Source organism: Amniculibacterium sp. G2-70, from assembly GCF_014353055.1.
In the GTDB taxonomy this organism is placed as follows: domain Bacteria; phylum Bacteroidota; class Bacteroidia; order Flavobacteriales; family Weeksellaceae; genus Amniculibacterium; species Amniculibacterium aquaticum.
In genome coordinates, this window is record NZ_CP060698.1 from 2,430,617 (window position 1) to 2,451,042 (window position 20,426).

At 32.4% G+C, this 20,426-nt stretch carries 22 protein-coding genes; 9 read left to right on the forward strand and 13 right to left on the reverse strand.

Annotated features, from left to right (window positions below):
* Positions 1-172 precede the first annotated feature (172 nt).
* The 8 genes from H9Q20_RS11220 to H9Q20_RS11250 all read right to left on the reverse strand — a co-directional run bounded on the left by H9Q20_RS11220 (position 173) and on the right by H9Q20_RS11250 (position 6,102).
* A complete protein-coding gene (locus H9Q20_RS11220) occupies positions 173-916 on the reverse strand; it encodes an adenylate/guanylate cyclase domain-containing protein (RefSeq protein WP_187477751.1) in 744 nt (247 codons plus the stop codon).
* A complete protein-coding gene (locus H9Q20_RS11225) occupies positions 916-1,434 on the reverse strand; it encodes a Pycsar system effector family protein (protein WP_187477752.1) in 519 nt (172 codons plus the stop codon). The genes H9Q20_RS11220 and H9Q20_RS11225 overlap by 1 nt, the downstream gene beginning before the upstream one ends.
* Positions 1,435-1,638: 204 nt before the next feature.
* The gene (locus tag H9Q20_RS11230) at positions 1,639-2,538 is read right to left on the reverse strand and encodes an IS3 family transposase (protein ID WP_410369578.1); all 900 of its coding nucleotides are present in this window, start codon (positions 2,536-2,538) and stop codon (positions 1,639-1,641) included.
* Positions 2,539-2,558: 20 nt separating this feature from the next.
* Complete coding sequence (locus H9Q20_RS13400; RefSeq protein WP_187477476.1) at positions 2,559-2,825, reverse strand: transposase; 267 nt, start codon at positions 2,823-2,825, stop codon at positions 2,559-2,561.
* 630 nt (positions 2,826-3,455) lie between these two features.
* A complete protein-coding gene (locus H9Q20_RS11235; RefSeq protein WP_187477753.1) occupies positions 3,456-3,755 on the reverse strand; it encodes a type II toxin-antitoxin system RelE/ParE family toxin in 300 nt (99 codons plus the stop codon).
* Positions 3,748-3,996: a type II toxin-antitoxin system ParD family antitoxin gene (locus tag H9Q20_RS11240; protein ID WP_187477754.1), complete on the reverse strand. Its 249-nt coding sequence runs from the start codon at positions 3,994-3,996 to the stop codon at positions 3,748-3,750. Before H9Q20_RS11240 ends, H9Q20_RS11235 begins: the two co-directional genes overlap by 8 nt.
* Before the next feature lie 60 nt (positions 3,997-4,056).
* Complete coding sequence (locus H9Q20_RS11245; protein ID WP_187477755.1) at positions 4,057-5,196, reverse strand: hypothetical protein; 1,140 nt, start codon at positions 5,194-5,196, stop codon at positions 4,057-4,059.
* 450 nt (positions 5,197-5,646) lie between these two features.
* On the reverse strand, positions 5,647-6,102 hold the full coding sequence (locus tag H9Q20_RS11250) for a hypothetical protein (protein ID WP_187477756.1): 456 nt from the start codon (positions 6,100-6,102) through the stop codon (positions 5,647-5,649).
* An 89-nt stretch (positions 6,103-6,191) separates the two neighbouring features.
* On the opposite strand from H9Q20_RS11250, the gene H9Q20_RS11255 reads away from it, so the two are divergent.
* The 9 genes from H9Q20_RS11255 (at position 6,192) to H9Q20_RS11290 (ending at position 12,291) form a co-directional block, all read left to right on the forward strand.
* On the forward strand, positions 6,192-6,458 hold the full coding sequence (locus tag H9Q20_RS11255) for a transposase (protein WP_187477476.1): 267 nt from the start codon (positions 6,192-6,194) through the stop codon (positions 6,456-6,458).
* Positions 6,459-6,478: 20 nt separating this feature from the next.
* Positions 6,479-7,183, forward strand: a complete 705-nt coding sequence (locus tag H9Q20_RS11260; protein WP_262385525.1) for an IS3 family transposase — start codon at positions 6,479-6,481, stop codon at positions 7,181-7,183.
* A 444-nt stretch (positions 7,184-7,627) separates the two neighbouring features.
* Complete coding sequence (locus tag H9Q20_RS11265) at positions 7,628-7,987, forward strand: helix-turn-helix domain-containing protein (RefSeq protein ID WP_187477757.1); 360 nt, start codon at positions 7,628-7,630, stop codon at positions 7,985-7,987.
* Positions 7,950-10,013: a toprim domain-containing protein gene (locus tag H9Q20_RS11270; RefSeq protein WP_187477758.1), complete on the forward strand. Its 2,064-nt coding sequence runs from the start codon at positions 7,950-7,952 to the stop codon at positions 10,011-10,013. The genes H9Q20_RS11265 and H9Q20_RS11270 overlap by 38 nt, the downstream gene beginning before the upstream one ends.
* 58 nt (positions 10,014-10,071) lie before the next feature.
* Positions 10,072-10,326 (forward strand): DUF3853 family protein, encoded by a 255-nt coding sequence (locus H9Q20_RS11275; protein ID WP_187477759.1) that lies wholly within the window; start codon positions 10,072-10,074, stop codon positions 10,324-10,326.
* The gene (locus H9Q20_RS11280) at positions 10,323-10,703 is read left to right on the forward strand and encodes a helix-turn-helix domain-containing protein (RefSeq protein ID WP_187477760.1); all 381 of its coding nucleotides are present in this window, start codon (positions 10,323-10,325) and stop codon (positions 10,701-10,703) included. The genes H9Q20_RS11275 and H9Q20_RS11280 overlap by 4 nt, the downstream gene beginning before the upstream one ends.
* Before the next feature lie 11 nt (positions 10,704-10,714).
* Complete coding sequence (locus H9Q20_RS13405; protein ID WP_187477476.1) at positions 10,715-10,981, forward strand: transposase; 267 nt, start codon at positions 10,715-10,717, stop codon at positions 10,979-10,981.
* 20 nt (positions 10,982-11,001) lie between these two features.
* Positions 11,002-11,901 carry an IS3 family transposase gene (locus H9Q20_RS11285; RefSeq protein WP_410369578.1) on the forward strand — a complete coding sequence of 300 codons (900 nt, stop codon included), beginning with the start codon at positions 11,002-11,004 and terminating at the stop codon, positions 11,899-11,901.
* Positions 11,902-11,964: 63 nt separating this feature from the next.
* Positions 11,965-12,291 (forward strand): hypothetical protein, encoded by a 327-nt coding sequence (locus H9Q20_RS11290; RefSeq protein WP_187477761.1) that lies wholly within the window; start codon positions 11,965-11,967, stop codon positions 12,289-12,291.
* Positions 12,292-12,300: 9 nt separating this feature from the next.
* Here the strand turns inward: H9Q20_RS11290 and H9Q20_RS11295 are convergent, their stop codons facing one another.
* The 5 genes from H9Q20_RS11295 to H9Q20_RS11315 form a co-directional block, all read right to left on the reverse strand.
* Positions 12,301-13,623: a TolC family protein gene (locus H9Q20_RS11295; RefSeq protein ID WP_187477762.1), complete on the reverse strand. Its 1,323-nt coding sequence runs from the start codon at positions 13,621-13,623 to the stop codon at positions 12,301-12,303.
* Between the two features lie 28 nt (positions 13,624-13,651).
* Positions 13,652-14,818 carry an HlyD family secretion protein gene (locus H9Q20_RS11300; protein ID WP_262385526.1) on the reverse strand — a complete coding sequence of 389 codons (1,167 nt, stop codon included), beginning with the start codon at positions 14,816-14,818 and terminating at the stop codon, positions 13,652-13,654.
* Positions 14,819-14,945: 127 nt separating this feature from the next.
* Positions 14,946-17,150, reverse strand: a complete 2,205-nt coding sequence (locus tag H9Q20_RS11305; RefSeq protein ID WP_187477764.1) for a peptidase domain-containing ABC transporter — start codon at positions 17,148-17,150, stop codon at positions 14,946-14,948.
* Between the two features lie 189 nt (positions 17,151-17,339).
* Entirely contained in the window at positions 17,340-18,233 is an 894-nt protein-coding gene (locus tag H9Q20_RS11310) for a thiopeptide-type bacteriocin biosynthesis protein (protein ID WP_187477765.1), read from the reverse strand.
* Positions 18,220-20,421, reverse strand: a complete 2,202-nt coding sequence (locus H9Q20_RS11315) for a lantibiotic dehydratase family protein (RefSeq protein WP_187477766.1) — start codon at positions 20,419-20,421, stop codon at positions 18,220-18,222. Before H9Q20_RS11315 ends, H9Q20_RS11310 begins: the two co-directional genes overlap by 14 nt.
* Between the last annotated feature and the right edge of the window lie 5 nt (positions 20,422-20,426).

The following is a 20,426-nucleotide window of genomic DNA, read 5'->3' on the forward strand; positions in this document are numbered from 1 at the left end:
TGCCTGTCGGTTGGGGTCGCCCTACACTTGCTGTTAACGTGCCGCGTATTGGCGATGGGCGGTATTTTTGCACTAATGCTCAATCGAAGAGCAGTAGTTGAGTTTTGTACTTCCGTTGATACGAAGCCGTTCAGCCCGCCTATTGCCAATACGATGTTAGCTGTAGCCTTTTCTATGTTACTGTCCAGTGCCATGAGGTATAATAATAAGTCTCTGTCTTGCCATTATAGTTAAAATATGCGACAGTCCATATATCAACTTTTTCGTCTTGTCCCCAGTAATTTTTTCTTGTTCCATACTTTGCGGTATCAGTTAAGTTGTCATAGACGTATTTTGAAATGCCAATATGGTTTGGTGCTTGACATTTGTCACTAATAGCAGTCGATTTGTTTACGCAGTTTCCTATCCACATTAGGTCTTGATTGTTTGAGTCGCCACCAACACCAATTTTGGTGCAGAGAATGTCTCCATCATCAAGTCCGATGCCGAAATTCAAAGCTGAATATTGAGCTAGATATTTGTTTATCCCACTGTCAGAATTTGAAATCATGAATTTCATCTGCATTGCGGCTTGAACAGCATTACTTAATGATTGTTTTGTAGTGCCTTGAAAAAACACCAACATGCTATCACCATTAAAACTGCGTACTTCCCCTCCAAGTGATTTAGCTATTTTCACCACTGTATGAAAATATGCCATGTGCATCTTTGCAACTGAAGCCTTGTTGTGTTTATTTAAAATTTCAGTTGAGCCTCGCATATCAATATACAGCACTGTTGCCTCAAACTTGAGCCCCGTATTTCCAAAGGTTAATTTGGAATTTTTTATATCAGGCACATATGTTACATCTTCTATCTTGAACTCCTCGTCCATGATAGCTTTAACTTTGTCCGTTATATCTTGCTTTAATCCCATTATTTGTTGTTGTCAAAAAATAATAGATAAATAACAACGCTGAGTGGTGTCGCAATACCTGATATTGTCCACTTAAAGGCAGAGTTGAAGAGCTTGAATTTTCTCAAAGCAATTTGTGCATTGATTACAACTTGTCTCGCCTGGTCAATATTATACTTTGTAATTTCATCGTTTAGATTATACTCAGTTTTTAATTGTTTCAGGTATTCCTCCGGTGTATAATTAGCCACTGTCCCAAAAAATAAAAGGTTTTGGCTCTTGTGATTTGATATTTCTTGTTCCTTATGTTTCAATTGAGCACTTATGGCAGATAGATTGAGAAATATTGAAATTAAAGAACAAGCTAAAACCAAAAATAAGTAATACTGAAAATAATAATTTTGAATTCCGTCAGTAAACAATTTGATAGTTGCCAAGGTAATGGCTCCATTGAATGCAATTAGTCCTGCGTTCTTAGTCTCTGCCATTTTTTGCATGTCTTGGCAATGTTGATGTACTTCTTTCAAAATTTCTTTCATTTATCTGTCGTCTTTAAAGGTTACAGCTAACGGTTTGCGGCTTTGTGAAGTGCGGACTTTGATTATCAAGTACTTATGCAATCTCAACGCCAAGCAAAAAGCTATTTTTCTTTTGCTAAAATACGAAAATTAGGAAAAGGAAAGGGCTTTTTGCGAATAATTTCTCAAAAATTTCAACGCAAGAGCCTTGTAATCTTCCCATTCTTAGTAACACTCAAAAGTAGAGATTTTATTTAATATTTCTGTTGTTGGTGTTGAATAATTTTGTTGAAATGTGGGAAAATCTGCTGGATTAGTGTGGCTGATTTTTCCATATTTCAATAAAAAATCCCTCGGTGTGAGATATTGCAATGCACTGTGTGGTCTTTCGTTGTTGTATTTCCACATCCATATTTCTGCGTAATTTCTCATTTGTTTCACGCTTTCAAACAAATATACATCCAAAAACTCTGTTCTAAATGTTCTATTAAACCGCTCAATAAGAGAGTTTTGAGTAGGTTTTCCCGGTTGGATAAAATGCAACTCAATTTCGTGATATTGACACCAAGTTTTTAATTTTTCTGAAATAAATTCCGGTCCGTTATCCACTCGTATTTTGTCCGGTTTCCCTCGCCATTCGATGAGTTCTTCCAGCTTGGTAATTACTTTTGCAGAAGGCAAACTCGTATCAATACTTATTTGTAAAATTTCTCTGTTAAAATCATCTATAATGTTCAAACTTCTCACGCTTTTGCCGTTTTCCAAAGTGTCATGCATGAAATCCATACTCCATGTTACATTTGGATAGATCGGACGCAGAAGCGGCTCTTTCACTCTTGCAGGAAGCCTTTTCTTTCTCTTGCTTCTTAAATTTAGATTCATCGAAGTGTAGATTCTGTAAATCCGTTTATGATTCCACCAAAATCCCATGTTTTTCAAGCGATAACGCATTGTCCAAAATCCCCAAGTATGTTCTTGTATTGCCAACAACCGAAGTTCTTCACGGATGAGATCATCTTGAGAATCAATCCTCTTTTTATAGTACATAACCGAATAACTCAGCCCGAAACAACCGCATGCCTTCCTTATGCTTATCTTGTGGGTTTCTTTGGCATATACTACCATTTCTCGCTTTTCGGAAGGCGTTAAAGCTTTTTTTCTATAACATCTTTTAAAACAGTGTTCTCCAAAGTTAGTTCTGCGACAATTTTTTTATATTGTGACAGCTGTTTCTCAAACTCTTTGAGTTGTGCCAGTTGGTGCGTATCCATACCACCGTATTTACTTTTCCATTTGTAAAAAGTAGGTTGGCTGATACCGTAATCTCGGCAAATCTCGTTTACCGTTTTTCCTTGATTTTGTTCAGATAAGATCTTCACAATCTGAACCTCTGTAAATTTGCTCTGTTTCATATTTCCCAAAGTTAAAAACTATATTTATATTCGTTTCTGTTTTTGGGGAAGACTACAGCCTGACCTCCGCATTTCACAAAACCGTCTGTTGTCCGTAGTATTTTCAATTCGAGGGCGAATTTAACTGGGTTAAATTCAGTTCGAGAAGTTGAAAATCAAGGACGACAAAGAGAAAAGAAGCGTGTTTCCAAAGAATTTCAGATTGATAATTTTCGCCAAGCTAATTTCAATTTTTCACGCACAAATTCAGGATTCCTCAGCTCGATATTTTAATAATCAGCGCTGTTAAAACGGAATATTTTTCAGCAAGATATTCAGCACAATTTTTCGAAAATCAACAGGATAATTTTCAGCATGAATTTCAGCACAATTTTTAAAATTTTCACGCAGAAATTATTCGGCATAAAATTCAGAAATCAGAAGGGTAGAGGTCAAAAAATGTTCAAATTTGCAAAATCTTCGATTTGATAACGCTCCTCAAATATTACGGACAACGGTTTGCAAATTGGCGATGGAGCCGACTATTAGCACAAATGTTGAATAGAATTACTAATGTTCAACCTTGCACAAAAGTCCAATAGAAGCACTTCACCGGCTCTATTGCCAATTTGTATGTTGGTGGCAGTTTTATTACTCGTTCAGTCTGTTTTTCAAGTCCATTCGTTCGTGCAGTATTCTAATAATTTCAATTTCGTCTTTTGAGATAACCTGATAGAAAATTATGTGTTTACCAGTTCTCAATCCCAGTAAGTTGCTATTTATTCCTTCATATTCTCTTCCTAATTGTGGATTTTCTCCAATTTGCATACAGGTAAATTCCAATGTTGCATAATATTTGTCGGCTTGTCTTTCGGACCATTCTTCAAAAGTGTAAAGCCAAATATTGTTCAGGTCATCAATGGCTTGTTGTCTTATAGTAACTTTAGCCATTTTTTCGTTTATTTTCTTTTAGTTTTTTTAAATTTTCTTTGAAGTCGAAGTTTTCCACTCGCGGACTGTCTAATCCCTGCTGTATAGCAGCTCTTAAAGCAATTACTTTACTTTCTTCATCTTCTAATAGTCTAAGTCCAGCACGGATAACTTCACTTACATTTTTGTAGCGACCAGCAGAAACTTGGCTACTCACAAATTGTTCAAAATAATTTCCGAGTGATATTGATGTATTTTTCATTTCTCTAAACTTTTTCCAAAGTTACCAAAAATTGGTAAATAAGCAAATTTTAATTAAGTTTTACATAATGGGAAAAGGCTTTTCTAATTGCTTGTGTAATTCTTTATTTAAATTACTTTTGGTCAAGCCCACGGTTTCTAATGTTTTCCAAAGTTCTTTTTCAGATTTCAACATTTTCAATAATTTATCATTCCCATTCGTTTGTAAGGTTCTTTCAATGATTAAAGCAGAAATCATATAGGGGATAGAAGTTTCATTTTCAAAGTATATTCTTTCGTAGGCATCTGTGTGCTCAGTGAAGTTGAAAGTTTTATTTTCATACAGAAATTTTTTAAATTTGTTTCTGTGCCATTGGTAATTGTATTTTCCGCTTCCTGCCAAAAACATCGCTAAACCTTCATCTAAAAATTTATTAATTTTCGGGAAAATGTTATTCGTGTAGATGTGAACTATTTCGTGACTATAAATTTCAGAGTTATTTCCTGAGAAAATAATGTTTCCGTAATCAGCAAGTCCACCAGTTTTGTCAGCGTACATCATTGGATGATAATCAAAACCTTTAATTTCAAAAAGTTCTTTTGGGTCTATACACGAATAATAAGTTATTGATATTGGGCTACAACTAAAAAATTTGCAAATTTTGTTAATGTCTTTTTGTTGTTCAGCAATTTCAACTTCATTGATGGCTTTATTGGGAGATACTTTGTAGGTTAAACTTCCTCTGTTAATAATTTTCCAGTCTTTAGTTGCCAAATTCAAATACCTGCTAAACAGAATTTTATCATTCTGAATATTTGCTACAAGATTGTAAATTGATTTTAGTTGATTTTCTTTTGTTTCTGGGTTATGTCCGATAAATGCAATTTTTACAATTTTTTGGTTTAAGTTTTCGGTTGGTATTATATCTACTAAAGTCGGTCGATAAAAATCTTTCCCATACTTTGAATTTTCAATGTTATGTATGTCAAGATATGGATAAATGAATTTTTGAAAATCAGATTGAACCCAAAATAAGTTCTCAATCAATGACGAATTTTTAGTTTTCAAAAATCCTGCTAATGCCTCAATAATCTTCTGATTGCTTTGGTCATTTTGGTTAACAATTGGTGAAATAGTTAGTATAAATTTATCTTGCTTTATTTCTTGTCCGTTGCAAGCCAAAGTCAAGAAAGTGAGAAAAAAGAGTAAAATTTTATTCATTATCTGGTCTTTCAAAATTGCCACCAACGGTTTGCGGCTTTGTGAAGTGCGGACTTTGATTATCAAGTACTTATGCAATCTCAACACTTAGCAAAAAGCCATTTTCCTTTTGCTAAAATACAAAAATTAGGAAAAGAAAAAGGCTTTTTGCGAATAATTTCTCAAAAATTTCAACGCAAGAGCCTAATCTCCGCATTTCACAAAACCGTCTGTTGTACGATGTTTTTTTATCTCTACTTTTTCAAAAATGATTTAATTTTTACCTCACTTAGAATTATGGCAATAGACCCCAATATAGGGAATAATATTAGAACTAAATATGGTAATATTCCTGATTTTTTTCTATACAAAATTCCGATAGAAATAACATAAATAATGATTAAAAATGCCAGTGAAAATAAAATCTCAAATGGTTTTATAATTAATAAATTCATAGTTTTTTTTTTTGAATTATCTACAACAGTACGCTCTAGTTACATAATGTACAGTTCCTACATTAGAATGTTCGGCAGGTCCTAAAGCAATACAATTAATCAATTGACCAGAGTTTATGTCGTTTTTGTTATTATAATTGTAATTAGCCCATGCTGCAGAAGCATTTAGACCAATACCGACACTATATACTGTATTCCAAAACGAGCAGGAAGGAACTTCATTTATATCAGTAGTTTTCGGAAATTTTGCTGTATGTAAATAATCATTAACCAATAGCATTACAATTAAATTTGTATCTTTTTGTAACAATGATTCATTAATTCCACTTAAACTACCCTCATAGAAAGGAGTTTTTACATATAGTTCTTCTGAAGAAAAATCTAAAGAATATTTTTTGTCGAGAAAACTTAGAATATCGTTTTTTTTAATAAAACTGTAAGATGATAGATTAATAATCGTTCCATTAATCAAAAAATTGGGGGAGCTTTTTACTTTAATGGTGTTGTAGTCTTCCCCAAAAACAGAAACGAATATAAATATAGTTTTTAACTTTGGGAAATATGAAACAGAGCAAATTTACAGAGGTTCAGATTGTGAAGATCTTATCTGAACAAAATCAAGGAAAAACGGTAAACGAGATTTGCCGAGATTACGGTATCAGCCAACCTACTTTTTACAAATGGAAAAGTAAATACGGTGGTATGGATACGCACCAACTGGCACAACTCAAAGAGTTTGAGAAACAGCTGTCACAATATAAAAAAATTGTCGCAGAACTAACTTTGGAAAACACTGTTTTAAAAGATGTTATAGAAAAAAAGCTTTAACGCCTTCCGAAAAGCGAGAAATGGTAGTATATGCCAAAGAAACCCACAAGATAAGCATAAGGAAGGCATGCGGTTGTTTCGGGCTGAGTTATTCGGTTATGTACTATAAAAAGAGGATTGATTCTCAAGATGATCTCATCCGTGAAGAACTTCGGTTGTTGGCAATACAAGAACATACTTGGGGATTTTGGACAATGCGTTATCGCTTGAAAAACATGGGATTTTGGTGGAATCATAAACGGATTTACAGAATCTACACTTCGATGAATCTAAATTTAAGAAGCAAGAGAAAGAAAAGGCTTCCTGCAAGAGTGAAAGAGCCGCTTCTGCGTCCGATCTATCCAAATGTAACATGGAGTATGGATTTCATGCATGACACTTTGGAAAACGGCAAAAGCGTGAGAAGTTTGAACATTATAGATGATTTTAACAGAGAAATTTTACAAATAAGTATTGATACGAGTTTGCCTTCTGCAAAAGTAATTACCAAGCTGGAAGAACTCATCGAATGGCGAGGGAAACCGGACAAAATACGAGTGGATAACGGACCGGAATTTATTTCAGAAAAATTAAAAACTTGGTGTCAATATCACGAAATTGAGTTGCATTTTATCCAACCGGGAAAACCTACTCAAAACTCTCTTATTGAGCGGTTTAATAGAACATTTAGAACAGAGTTTTTGGATGTATATTTGTTTGAAAATTACGAAACAAAGTATAACTAGCTAATATTCAATAACAAACCGATTCGTTTTCAATCGAGGGGTACGATTTAGAGCGTTTCCTACGTTATTTTGACTTATTGGGTGTCCACCTTTTGTCTACAAATCACTCGTAGTGCAAATTTAACTAAAAATCTTCAAAACACCAATCCTTTATTCATCGGCATTTGGGACTGGTGCAAGGTGCAAGTATTATATATACTTGCACCTATGCACCTGCCTTGATGAACCTGAATTTATTTCTATCAAAAAATTCTTCCTTTTTCCGTTTGAAAAATGTTTATAAAATCCAATTCAATTATCCTTTTTTCGTTTCTATCACTCCAATAAAAAGCAAAATCAAAGGTTTGTCTGGAATTGTCTTCATTCTGTCCGTTATTGACTGGTTTTCAATCAGGTATTTACGATTACTACCACTAATTTTGGTGTTTAAACCTGAAAAAACTAATGGAAGTAATCACTATTGAATCACAAGCTTTTAAAGACTTAATATCAAAAGTGGACACAATTTTCGATTATGTTATTTCCCAGCAAAACACTAATGATGATAATGATGATGACAGTTGGGTAGACAGTTATGAGGTATGTACCTTTCTGAAGATCAGTGACCGCACTCTGCAAAGACTACGCAGTGAAAACAAAATCAACTATTCCCGTATAAGGGGCAAAAATTACTACAAGATTAGCGAAATCAAAAGAATGTTACAGGAAAACCTGATCCGTCGAAGTGAAGAATGCTTACAAGACCTAATCCAAAACCACCAAAAGAATGTTAGACAAAAACAAAGTGCTCAGCTGCACCAGTGACGGACTGGATATCTTCAAACACTATCTTTCGGAAGATTGGCGTGTGGGCAGGAATTTTAAAAATCCTTTTTATGATGACACCAGAGCTTCTTGCAATATCTACTTTGACCGCCGAAGCGGAATGTATCGTTTGAAAGACTTTGGGAATCCTGATTATGACGGAGACTGTTTTTCAATCGTAGGAAGAATTAAAAATTTGGATTGCACCAAAGATTTTACGGAAATACTGAAACTGATTAATGATGAAATGAATTTGGGATTGGAAAACGGATATTCTTTACCCAAAAACAGATATTCTTCTCGAACAAAAACGGAGAGCAATAACAGAAAGGAAAACACCATAACCGGAAAAGAAAATATCAAAAAGGAACAATCATACAACCCGAAACCTTACTCCGTATTTGAACGCAGCTTTACTCTAAAGGAAATTGAATTTTGGAAACAATACGGCATTACCCGTGAAATTTTGAAATTATATAAAGTAGTTTCGTTAGATGAGTTCACAAGTGAAAATAAAGATTCAAAACCTTTTACGATACAATCTTCCGTAGAAGAACCTATGTTTGGGTATTTCGGTAAAAAGTATGTGAAAATTTACCGTCCGTTTTCCCAAATTCGTTTTTTATACGGTGGAAATCTGCCCGAATCATACTGCTTCGGATTGGAACAATTACCCGCCAAAGGAAACACATTGTTCATTACAGGAGGAGAAAAAGATGTATTATCATTAGCTTCAAAAGGGTTTTATGCGATTTGTTTCAACAGTGAAACCAGTTCGATACCCGAAAGCCTGATTAAAAAATTGTCCTATCGTTTCAAACACATTTTGATTTTGTATGATGTGGACAAAACAGGATTGGAAGCATCAATCAAGCATCAGAAACGACTATCGGGATTTGGAGTCAATCGTTTGATACTTCCTCTTTCGGGAACAAAACAGGAAAAAGATATTTCCGATTTTTTCAGAATGGGAAATACCAAAAATGACTTTAACCAATTATTTATTGAATTCTTAGACCAATTATACAATGAAACTATGGCTATACTGAAACCTTGCGAAATCGACTATACCCGACCTCCCATAGAATCACAAACGCTGATTTCCATTAATGATGTTCCGTTGGGAACACAAGGCAATTTAATGGGACTTACTGGAGGCGAAGGCACAGGAAAAAGTAACTATGTGGGAAGTCTGATTGCCGGAACATTATGTCAGGACGATTATATAGACACTTTAGGAACTCATATCCACCCAAATACCGAAGGAAAAGCCGTCTTGCTTTACGATACGGAACAATCTGAAACCCAACTCTACAAAAATATTTCGGGAATTTTGAAAAGGTCGGGAAGAGAGAATATGCCGGAATATTTCAAAGCTTATTGTTTGGGAGGAATGTCGAGAAAAGAGCGGATGCAAGCGATATTGCAAAGTATGGATAAATTTTATTACCAATTTTCTGGGATTCATTTGGTGGTTATAGACGGAATTGCCGATTTGATTCGCTGTGCCAATGATGAAGGAGAAAGTGTTGCCTTGATTGATGAACTTTACCGAATGGCAGGAATTTATAAAACCTGTATTGTCGGGGTGCTGCATTTCACACCAAACGGATTAAAACTTCGGGGACATCTCGGAAGTGAACTTCAGAGAAAAGCCGCTGCTATTTTATCTATTGAGAAAGACGATAATCCTCAAATATCGGTTGTAAAAGCATTGAAAGTAAGGGACGGAAGCCCTTTGGATGTTCCGCTTATCCAATTTTCGTGGGACAAAGAAAAAGGAATGCATGTTTTTGTCGGAGAGAAAACCAAAGAAGAAAAAGAGAAACGCAAAGAGATCGAACTTGCAAATATTGCCAGAACTTTATTTTCACAACAAAAGCATTATACCTATGCCGGATTATGTGAGAAACTCCAAAGCATGATGGCAGTCAAAGACCGAACAGCAAAGAGCTATATTAAATTTATGCGGGAGAAAGGATTGATTGTCAAAGATTCTGAAAACAATTACGAACTCAAAAAGTAAAAGTTCAGAAATATTACAGTTATCTGAAAATTTCTTTTGTAAAAAAACGAAAAATAATATGAATATCAATCCGAAAAAACCGCTGCTTGAACTGACTGTTGAGGAATTTCTGGAATTACAAGAACTTAATGCTTTAGAAAAAAAGTATGAATATGGACTTATCGGTTTAGCCAAAGTGCTTGGTTGCTCCCGCTCGAAAGCTGCGAAATTAAAATCCAGTGGAATTTTGGATGATGCCATTATTCAGAACGGGCATCATATTATTATTGATAAAGAAAAAGCAATGCAACTTATGGCTTTGTATAAAAAATGAATTATTCGGAATTAATCAGTCGTTTTTGGGAGCACAACGAAAAACAGCCATTGGGAGCGATTGCCGTTTCCCTATATCTTTTTTTGCTGGAAATATGGACAAAAAACGAAGAAAACGATTTCAAACTTTCGGACAACGATATTTGCAAACGGCTGAAAATCACAAGACCGACTATTATTACCTTACGTCAAAAACTCAGCAATCTGGGAATGATACAATACCAATCACAAAACGGACTTCCAGGACACTACAAAATTCTTCGGGAATATTCGACTGTGTTATCCGTTACTGAAAATCCTAAAAAATCAATTCCGAAAAAAAAGAAAACCGCTGTAGTCTTCCCCAAAAACAGAAACGAATATAAATATAGTTTTTAACTTTGGGAAATATGAAACAGAGCAAATTTACAGAGGTTCAGATTGTGAAGATCTTATCTGAACAAAATCAAGGAAAAACGGTAAACGAGATTTGCCGAGATTACGGTATCAGCCAACCTACTTTTTACAAATGGAAAAGTAAATACGGTGGTATGGATACGCACCAACTGGCACAACTCAAAGAGTTTGAGAAACAGCTGTCACAATATAAAAAAATTGTCGCAGAACTAACTTTGGAGAACACTGTTTTAAAAGATGTTATAGAAAAAAAGCTTTAACGCCTTCCGAAAAGCGAGAAATGGTAGTATATGCCAAAGAAACCCACAAGATAAGCATAAGGAAGGCATGCGGTTGTTTCGGGCTGAGTTATTCGGTTATGTACTATAAAAAGAGGATTGATTCTCAAGATGATCTCATCCGTGAAGAACTTCGGTTGTTGGCAATACAAGAACATACTTGGGGATTTTGGACAATGCGTTATCGCTTGAAAAACATGGGATTTTGGTGGAATCATAAACGGATTTACAGAATCTACACTTCGATGAATCTAAATTTAAGAAGCAAGAGAAAGAAAAGGCTTCCTGCAAGAGTGAAAGAGCCGCTTCTGCGTCCGATCTATCCAAATGTAACATGGAGTATGGATTTCATGCATGACACTTTGGAAAACGGCAAAAGCGTGAGAAGTTTGAACATTATAGATGATTTTAACAGAGAAATTTTACAAATAAGTATTGATACGAGTTTGCCTTCTGCAAAAGTAATTACCAAGCTGGAAGAACTCATCGAATGGCGAGGGAAACCGGACAAAATACGAGTGGATAACGGACCGGAATTTATTTCAGAAAAATTAAAAACTTGGTGTCAATATCACGAAATTGAGTTGCATTTTATCCAACCGGGAAAACCTACTCAAAACTCTCTTATTGAGCGGTTTAATAGAACATTTAGAACAGAGTTTTTGGATGTATATTTGTTTGAAAGCGTGAAACAAATGAGAAATTACGCAGAAATATGGATGTGGAAATACAACAACGAAAGACCACACAGTGCATTGCAATATCTCACACCGAGGGATTTTTTATTGAAATATGGAAAAATCAGCCACACTAATCCAGCAGATTTTCCCACATTTCAACAAAATTATTCAACACCAACAACAGAAATATTAAATAAAATCTCTACTTTTGAGTGTTACTAAGAATGGGAAGATTACACCGCCAAAAAACCTTTACAGAAAAATAAAAATCCTCTAAATGAAAATTTGGCAACGGACAATCCTCCGAAAAACTCTCCATCAACACAAATTCCGAATTCCGGCAATATTCCGTCTTTAGAAGAATTTATGCTGCATGCGAAAACATTGAAAAATTACATTCCCGAATTGGAGAATCTTATTGAAGAAAAGTATAAAATTTGGCTCGAAAACGAATGGAAAAACGGCTATAACAAACCGATAACGAACTGGAAATCTTCCATAAAAAGCGTAATACCTTTTATCCATTCAGAATTGGAGTGCCAAAATTCTGCCTCTGAAAAGAAAATTGTTTTGCAAACTATAAAACGACCGAGGTCTATTTTTGACGAGTAGGAAAAATTTTTAGTTACCTTTAAAAGACTTACCTGTATAGAAATCCAGCAATTTTACACTAAAGATGTAATTGTATTTAGCTTGTTGAAGCTGGCTTTCTGCCGTTATTGCGTTGTTTCTCGCATTATTCAAATCGTAGATCGAAATCTTTCCTGCCATATAACTTTTTTCTGCAAGATTTAATGAAAGTTTTGAATTTTTATCCACTTCCAATGCTGCTACATAGTTTTGATAATTGGCATTGGAATCGAAAACGGCTTTTTTGACGCTTTGCTTCAATGCTAATTTTTGCCGGGATAAATTATTCTCCGCAAGAGTTTCCTGTATTTTGGATTGCTCTATTTGCAAACGGGTAATCCCTTTATTGAAAATCGGAATAATAGCACTCACGCTGATTTGCTGACCAAAATTCTCATAATATTGCTTGAGAAATGAAGAACTCTTGGTATAAGTATCATTAAAATAATTGAAGTAATAAGTTCCCAAACCAACGTTGCAGGATAAAGTAGGATACAGATTCGATTTTATCACTTCTGTCTGCATTTTCGCAGATTTTATCTGGGTTTCGGCGGATTTTATAATCGGTTGATTTTCAAATGCTGCCTCTATGTAAAACGCTGTTGATTCCGGGATTTGAGGTTGTACCTCTGAAACGGCAACGTCTTCAATATCAAAATTTTCTTCATCTTCCAACTGTAACAAAACCGATAAATCAAACAATGCTCTTTTCACTTCATTTTCAGCATTCAGCATTGCCTGTTTCTTCCGGGAAACTTCTGCCAACGCCTCACTTTCAACTGAAAATGGGGTTAATCCTGCTTTGGTTGTCAATTTGGATTTTTGGTATAATTTAACCGCATTTTCATAACTGCTAAGGTCTATTTTATAAACTTCTTTGTTTAATAACACTTGAAGATAACCTTGAATAATTTGAAGACTAATATTATTCTCAATGTTTTGCCTGTTGAAGTCTGCGGTTGCCACATCATACTGTGCTTTTTCAATGGATTTTTTCAGCTTTCCGTTTCCATAAAGTTGGATACTTGCGGAAAGGTTGGTATTGTTTGAAAGATTATCATTTCTCTGTAACGTTCCCAAAATTACATTTTGTCCAAAATTCACACTATTATTGATGGAGCCGGAAATATTAGGAAGTTTGTCTTTTTTAGCAATAAGGACATTATTTCTTTGGCTTTCGAGATTAATTTTTTCCGCCGAAATTTGAAGATTGTGTTCCACCGCATAATCGACACAATGCTGTAATGACCATTTTTCCTGTGAAAACGATAATATCGGAATAAGAAGCATTATGCACGGTAAATATTTTTTCATATCTCTAAAACAATCGTACTCGGATATTTTAAGATTGATACCCCAATAATTTCCTAATCTGAAAAAAGATTCTCTCAATAAGTCGCAAATCCTCCGTTACAATTTCGCCATTACCTTTTAGTTCCTTATCAAACAGAAGTGTTTTATTATAAGATGTTTTCAATCCTTTTGGAAGAATTACATCAACGTAATAATTTCCATTTTCATCAGGTGTAAGTGAAATATTCTGAACTTTTCCCTCAATAATTCCGTATTCCTGAAAGCGATAATTATCTAATTTTATCAAAACTTTTTGCCCGGTTTGTACTTTCCCCGAATTGGCTGATGGAATCTGCATTCTTCCAACTAAAAATTCTTTATCTTCGGGCAAAACTGACATTACCATATCGCCGGATTTTACAAACTGATTTTCTCCCCAGAATTGTTGGAAGCTCACGATTCCGTTTGTTGATGAAATAATGAGGTAACTCTGTTCCCATTGTCGTAAAGATTTCCTTAATTGTTCGTAGAGTTGAAGTGTTTGGGATGAATAATTAATCTTGTCTTTTTCAGTATTGATAGTAGCTCCTCTTTTTGTTTTATGCAGACCGGAAATGGCTTCCTGCATTTGTGAAAGAGAAATATTGATGTTTTTAAGACTTTGTTCTGCCTGAAGGAATTTTATCTTTTCATTTTCCAATTCCATTGCTGCTATTACACCTTGATTAAACAAATCCTGCGAACGCTGAAAATTCTTTTTGGTTAATTCGTATTTCGCAATTTCCAGATTTTTCTGCTGTTGAAGATTGGCAACTCTTCCTTTATATTCCGAAAGGCTCTGGTCTGCAGCAAGGTTTTCCGGAGCGTAAGGCTGTAATCTTGTAAATAATCTTTCATCCTGAAGAGCTTTAGCAAAATTATTATACTCTCCTTGTATCTCTCCAAGCTTAAAAGCCGATGTTTTATGAATAGGAAAAGATTGTAAGTGATTAGGTGAAAGGGAATCCATTATATTCTTTAATTCCAAAATACTACGATAATCTCCTGTGGATTGCAGTACCATCATTACTTGCCCTTTGTTTACTATCTGATGGTCTTTGATAAAAATTTTCTCAATTTTGGAATTGATTCTGGCTTCTAATTTTTCGGGTGGATTTTGGGAAGTGATGATCACACTTGCTGGAACAAATTCCGGATATTTGATGATATAGCTCATTAGCAATATCATTAGTAAAATAATAAAAATGACGGTATTTCCCCACCGAATCATCCAATGTGGCGGTTGTGTAAGTATATCCTGAACACTCTCTGAACGAAGTTCTATATTATCTAATATGTCTTTTTTAGTTTCCAAGTTCCAATTGATTTTTAACAAGTCTATAATATTCTCCTTTTAATGTTACCAACTCTTTATGTGTTCCTTCTTCTACTACTTTTCCTTTATCCAATACAATAATTTTATCTGCGTGTTTTACCGTTGATAGTCTGTGAGCAATCACTATAGCTGTTTTCCCTTTAAAGAATTGCTCTAAATTTTCCATAATGATTCTTTCATTATTGGCATCTAAAGCAGATGTTGCTTCGTCAAAAAAGATATATTCTGGAGATTTGTATACTGCTCGAGCAATGAAAAGTCTTTGTTTTTGTCCACCACTTATTCCGACTCCTTCATTACCTATTTTAGTGTTATAACTTAAAGGTAATTCTTCAATAAAATCTTTTATGTTGGCAATTTCTACTGATTTTCTTAATTTGTTTTTGTCAATATAATCTTCTCCAACTGCAATATTCTCTGCAATGGTATCATTAAAAATATAGCCATCTTGCATAACAACACCACAATGCTCTCTCCAGAATCTTGGAGAAATATTTTTAAGATTGGTGCTTCCTATTTTTATTTCTCCAGTATTAGGTTCGTAGAATTTCATTAGTAATTTTAGTAGGGTAGTTTTGCCACTTCCACTGGCTCCTACAATTGCTGTAGTTTTCTGATTAGGAATCATAAGATTTAAATCTTCAAAAACAAATTGTTCAGTACCGATATATCTAAAAGAAACATTCTTTATCTCTATATCTTTTTGAGGAATATCATTAATATATTGTTCTTCATGATTTTCTTCATTTTCTTTATCGTGTATTTCTGCAAGTCTTTCCAAAGAGATAGATGCATCTTGGTATTGCTTTATAAAATCAATTAACTGCATTAAAGGACTATTTAATTGTCCAATGATATATTGGACTGAAAGCATCATCCCTAAAGTCAGATTCCCATCTAATACCAATTTTGCAGAAAGAAAACTCATAAAAATATCCTTAATTTGGTTAATGAAGTTTCCCCCAACCGATTGCCATTGTTCTAATGAAAGTGATTTTATTCTTAATTTAAATAGTTTTACTTGCAGAAATTCCCAACCCCAACGTTTTTGTTTTTCGGCATTATGCATTTTAATTTCCTGCATTCCGTTAATAAGCTCAATTACTTTGCTTTGTTCTTGGGAAACTTGAGAAAATCTTTTATAGTCTAATTCTTTTCTTTTATTAAGAAAAAATGTAATCCATGTTATATATAGAATTGCTCCAACCAAATAAACTATAAATAACCTATAATCATAAAACAACAAAACAATGCTGAAAATAATAAAATTCACCAAAGAAAATAAAGTATTTAGCGAAGAATTAGTAAGAAGCTGTTCAATTCTATGATGATCATTAATTCTCTGCATAATATCACCCGTCATTCTGGTATCAAAGAAACTGATTGGAAGTTTCATTAATTTAATAAAGAAATCAGAAATAATAGAAATATTAATTCTAGAAGAAAGGTGAAGCAAAATCCAACTTCGAATAATTTCTATTCCCATTCTTCCCAAAAAAAGCATTATTTGTGCAATTAATACCAAATAAATAAAGTTTAAATCTTGATTTTGTATGCCAACATCTACAATGCTTTGAGTAAGAAATGGAAGAATAAGAGATAATAAACTTCCCGCCAATAAACCAACAGCTAACTGAAGGATTAGTGATTTGTATTTGAATAAATATTTAGAAAGAAATTTGAGACTCGCTTTACTTTCTTCATCATCATATTCCTTTTGATAAAAAGCTGGTGTAGTTTCTAAAATTAATGCTATTCCTTCTTCTGTATTTTCATCGGCATTATTACCTATCCATTGTTTAATAAATTCTTCGTCATCATACGTGATGAGTCCATAACTTGGATCACTTATTTTTATTTTGCAATCAGTTTTTTTTTCTATTATATCATAAACAACTACAAAATGTTGTTTATTCCAATGTACAACACATGGAAAAGGGACTTCTTTTAGAGTATTAAAGTCTAATTTAACACCTAACGTCGAAAAGCCTAAATTTTCTGCTGCATTACTTAGACCAAGTAATGAGCTACCTTCTCTAGTAGTTTCAGAAAGACTACGAATTTGTTGTAAAGATATATTTTTCCCATAGTATTTGCTTATGATTCTCAAACAAGTTGGACCACAATCCTTAGCATCGGGTTGTTTATAAAAGGGAAAATGTCTTAAATTCATTTTAAAAATTAAAATATATTCTTTATTAATTCATTTATTATAATATACCAAGACCGTCTAAAGGGCTTCTGACTTTAATGGGTTTTAACATTTCTCTTGTACTTGTTATTTTTAACTAACAATTTTTTCTATAACTAATAAAAATGAGACCTGTTAAAAATCTAAAAATAAAATAATTTTAAATATATGTTATTTATATTTTTTGTTTCTTTTCTTTGCTATTACACTTAAATAATATCTTTTTACAAAGTCATATAATATTAATTCGTGTAATCTATTTTCAGCAGGAATTAATCTATTAATTGTCATATGTATAAGATCAATTATTATATCCTGTGATAGTTGTTTTTTTAATTGTGTCTGTTTAATTAATGATGTAGATGCTATTAAGTCTTTATGCCTTTTTTTACAAAGATTGTATAAATTTGTATAATTATAATCATCAATTATATTTACACCAGACATTACAGCTTCTATTGTATGCTTATTCTCTCGATATTTACTATTAAATTGTTTAGAATTATACATATTAAACCCAAACTCATTTTTAAAGGATTCACTCATTGCACTTATAACATTCATTTTGTCCTCATCCCCTGAATAAAATAAAGAAAGTGAACTATCTATAAGTTTTAAACCAATAATCCATTTTACATCTTCATCATTATTAAATTTAATATTTATTGCTTTCAAAATTTTAATAATGTAATCACTATCAATATGAAAAAAATTTTCTATATGTTCGATTAAGTGAACATTGTACCTCTCAATCTCTTGATTATATGTGTCAATTTGAATTTTCCATATAGTATTATTATTCAATAATTTATATAAATTTTTATTAAATAAAACAATGACCTCACCTAAATTTTTGTGCTCTGAGATATGCAATCTAACTCTTAAATGATAATGAGGATCTGAATATCTTATAAAAAAGAATTGATCAATATATTTTTTCCTCTTTAAATCAATAATTAAAGGATAAATTTTATTCAACAAAAGCTTATCTGCTGTTTTATAGCCTGTGTAAATTTTAAAATAAAGCCATTCTGATCCTGGTGCATATTTTCTATTCTTCATCATTTCTAAATAGAGGTATAATTATTTGATTTCTATAAGGATTTCCAAAACTATCTCTTAAAATAGCAGTTTTATCATTATATAAAAATTCAACTATTTTAAGTTTATTTTTTTTCTTTAGTAGTGACAAAAATACATTGATACTATTTATATTGTAGAAATCAATGAACATTTCATTATCATCTTCTGAAACCAAAATATATTGCGGAATATTTCTTTTTTCAATCCATTTTCTGATGTTTTCCATTTTTGAAGCATCATATAGTTTTTTTTCAAAAATATCTGTAAGCTCGCTTTTTGTTACTTCCCAACTTGCTAATCGTAAAATTGTGTTTTTATATCTTATTCTAGGAATATAATTAAGATTGAGGTTAATATTTAGCATTAATCCATTTGATTGAAGGTTTTGATATTGTAAATCACATAAAAATCTATATACTGGAAAAGAAGAATCTCTAAAGTTATGTGCAGTTGTAAGAGTAGGGAAAATTTCTTTTTTTAGTTTTTTCGATCTTAGAATAATTTTATTTCTTTTTATTGATAAAAGAATATCAGATATAGGAATAATAAATTTTTGATCTAAATTTGAATTTGACAAACAAGTTATTTCGTAATTAGTAAGCCTTGGTCTTATAGAAATATTTCCGACTCTTGGAGATTCAGATAAATGGGACAATTCTACAAATTCAATATTACTTTTCTCCTGCTCTATTTTCATTAACTTTTTTACATACTCTTCAATCCCCTTGTCAAGACGTGAAAATCTGCTCATTAATTTAGCACCAGAACCATTACCTACAAATTTTAAATAAATTAATGCGTTATTTTGAGTATCATTTATTGCTTCAAAAATTGAGTAAATTACAGGAGACATATCAGATCTAACCATGTCAAAGAAAGGAAAGTCCTCTTTTGAAATTACAATTTCATTATCTTTGTTTTCTTTAGCCGTAATTATCTTTTCTATTAAAATATCCTGTATTAGATCCCATCTTTTTTGTCCTTTTTTCACACTATTATTTACAAGAAGAAAATTTTTGATTAATGAATTACTATATTCTTTTCCTACATTTTTGCTAACAGGATATCCTATTCCAATTTCAGGATCTAGTGCTTGTAGTAAAGAAATTTCTTCACTTTCATATTTTTCTTGGTAAATGGATTTGAAATCTTCTAAGTCCTGATTTTCATTTTTTATTGACCCTATTTTTGATAAAAAAGTAATAGCATCTAATAATTCATTAGTATAATCTTTATTGAGATATGAAGATTGAAATTGCTTTGTAGAATCAATCTGTATAAGATATTTATTGTCAAAAGGAATTTTGATGTTTTTAACAATTTTTTCTATTCTTAATATGTCGCTAATCTCTATAACAGTATTTTTTTCATTCAGTATTTTTAATTCAAATTTTAAATCTTTAAGTTTATTGAAAATATCGTGACTTATATTTCTCTCTTCTATAATTTTTAAAATTCTTTCCAAATAATCATCACCTATTAATGTTGGTTCAAGTTCACTTATTAAAATTTGAGAATCAATGATATTATTAATATATTCATGCAAATTTTCATCTTCATTATATCCCTCTGAAACAAGAAAATCCACAATTCCTTTATAATTAATTCCTGTTTTTGCCAATAATAAAAGTTTTTTTAAAGAAGAGCTTTTGTCAGTAGCAGAAATTTCGTACTTAATAGAATCATTAGAATATTTTTTCTCTATAAAGCGATATTTACTGTTAAAAGAGTAAATACTGTCATTGGGATAGAAAATTACTTGATTTTTTATTTCAGGAATATCTTTAAGATAAGTAAAAATATCAAATAGATATTTCATATCCATTCTAATTTTAGCTATGGATTTTTCACTAAAAACTAAATCAGTATGATTATGGATTTTTCCTAAAGAAACACCTGAAAATAAGCCAAAAGGAGTAGGTCTAGATTTTATTCTACTCCAGTATTTATATAAAGAAATATTAATTTTATCAATTGATTTTACATCTTTTATTTTTCCTTCTTTAAGCTTTTTAAACTCATCTAAAAGTGTAGGGGAAGCTATAAATAAGGGGGAATGAAACTTGTCACACTCGTGTATGTCATTAATATCCCATCCATCGTTGTATTTAAAAGAAAAAAAAGGGTATCTTATTATAAAATTATCAGATACTGAATATTTTTTTTTCATATTTT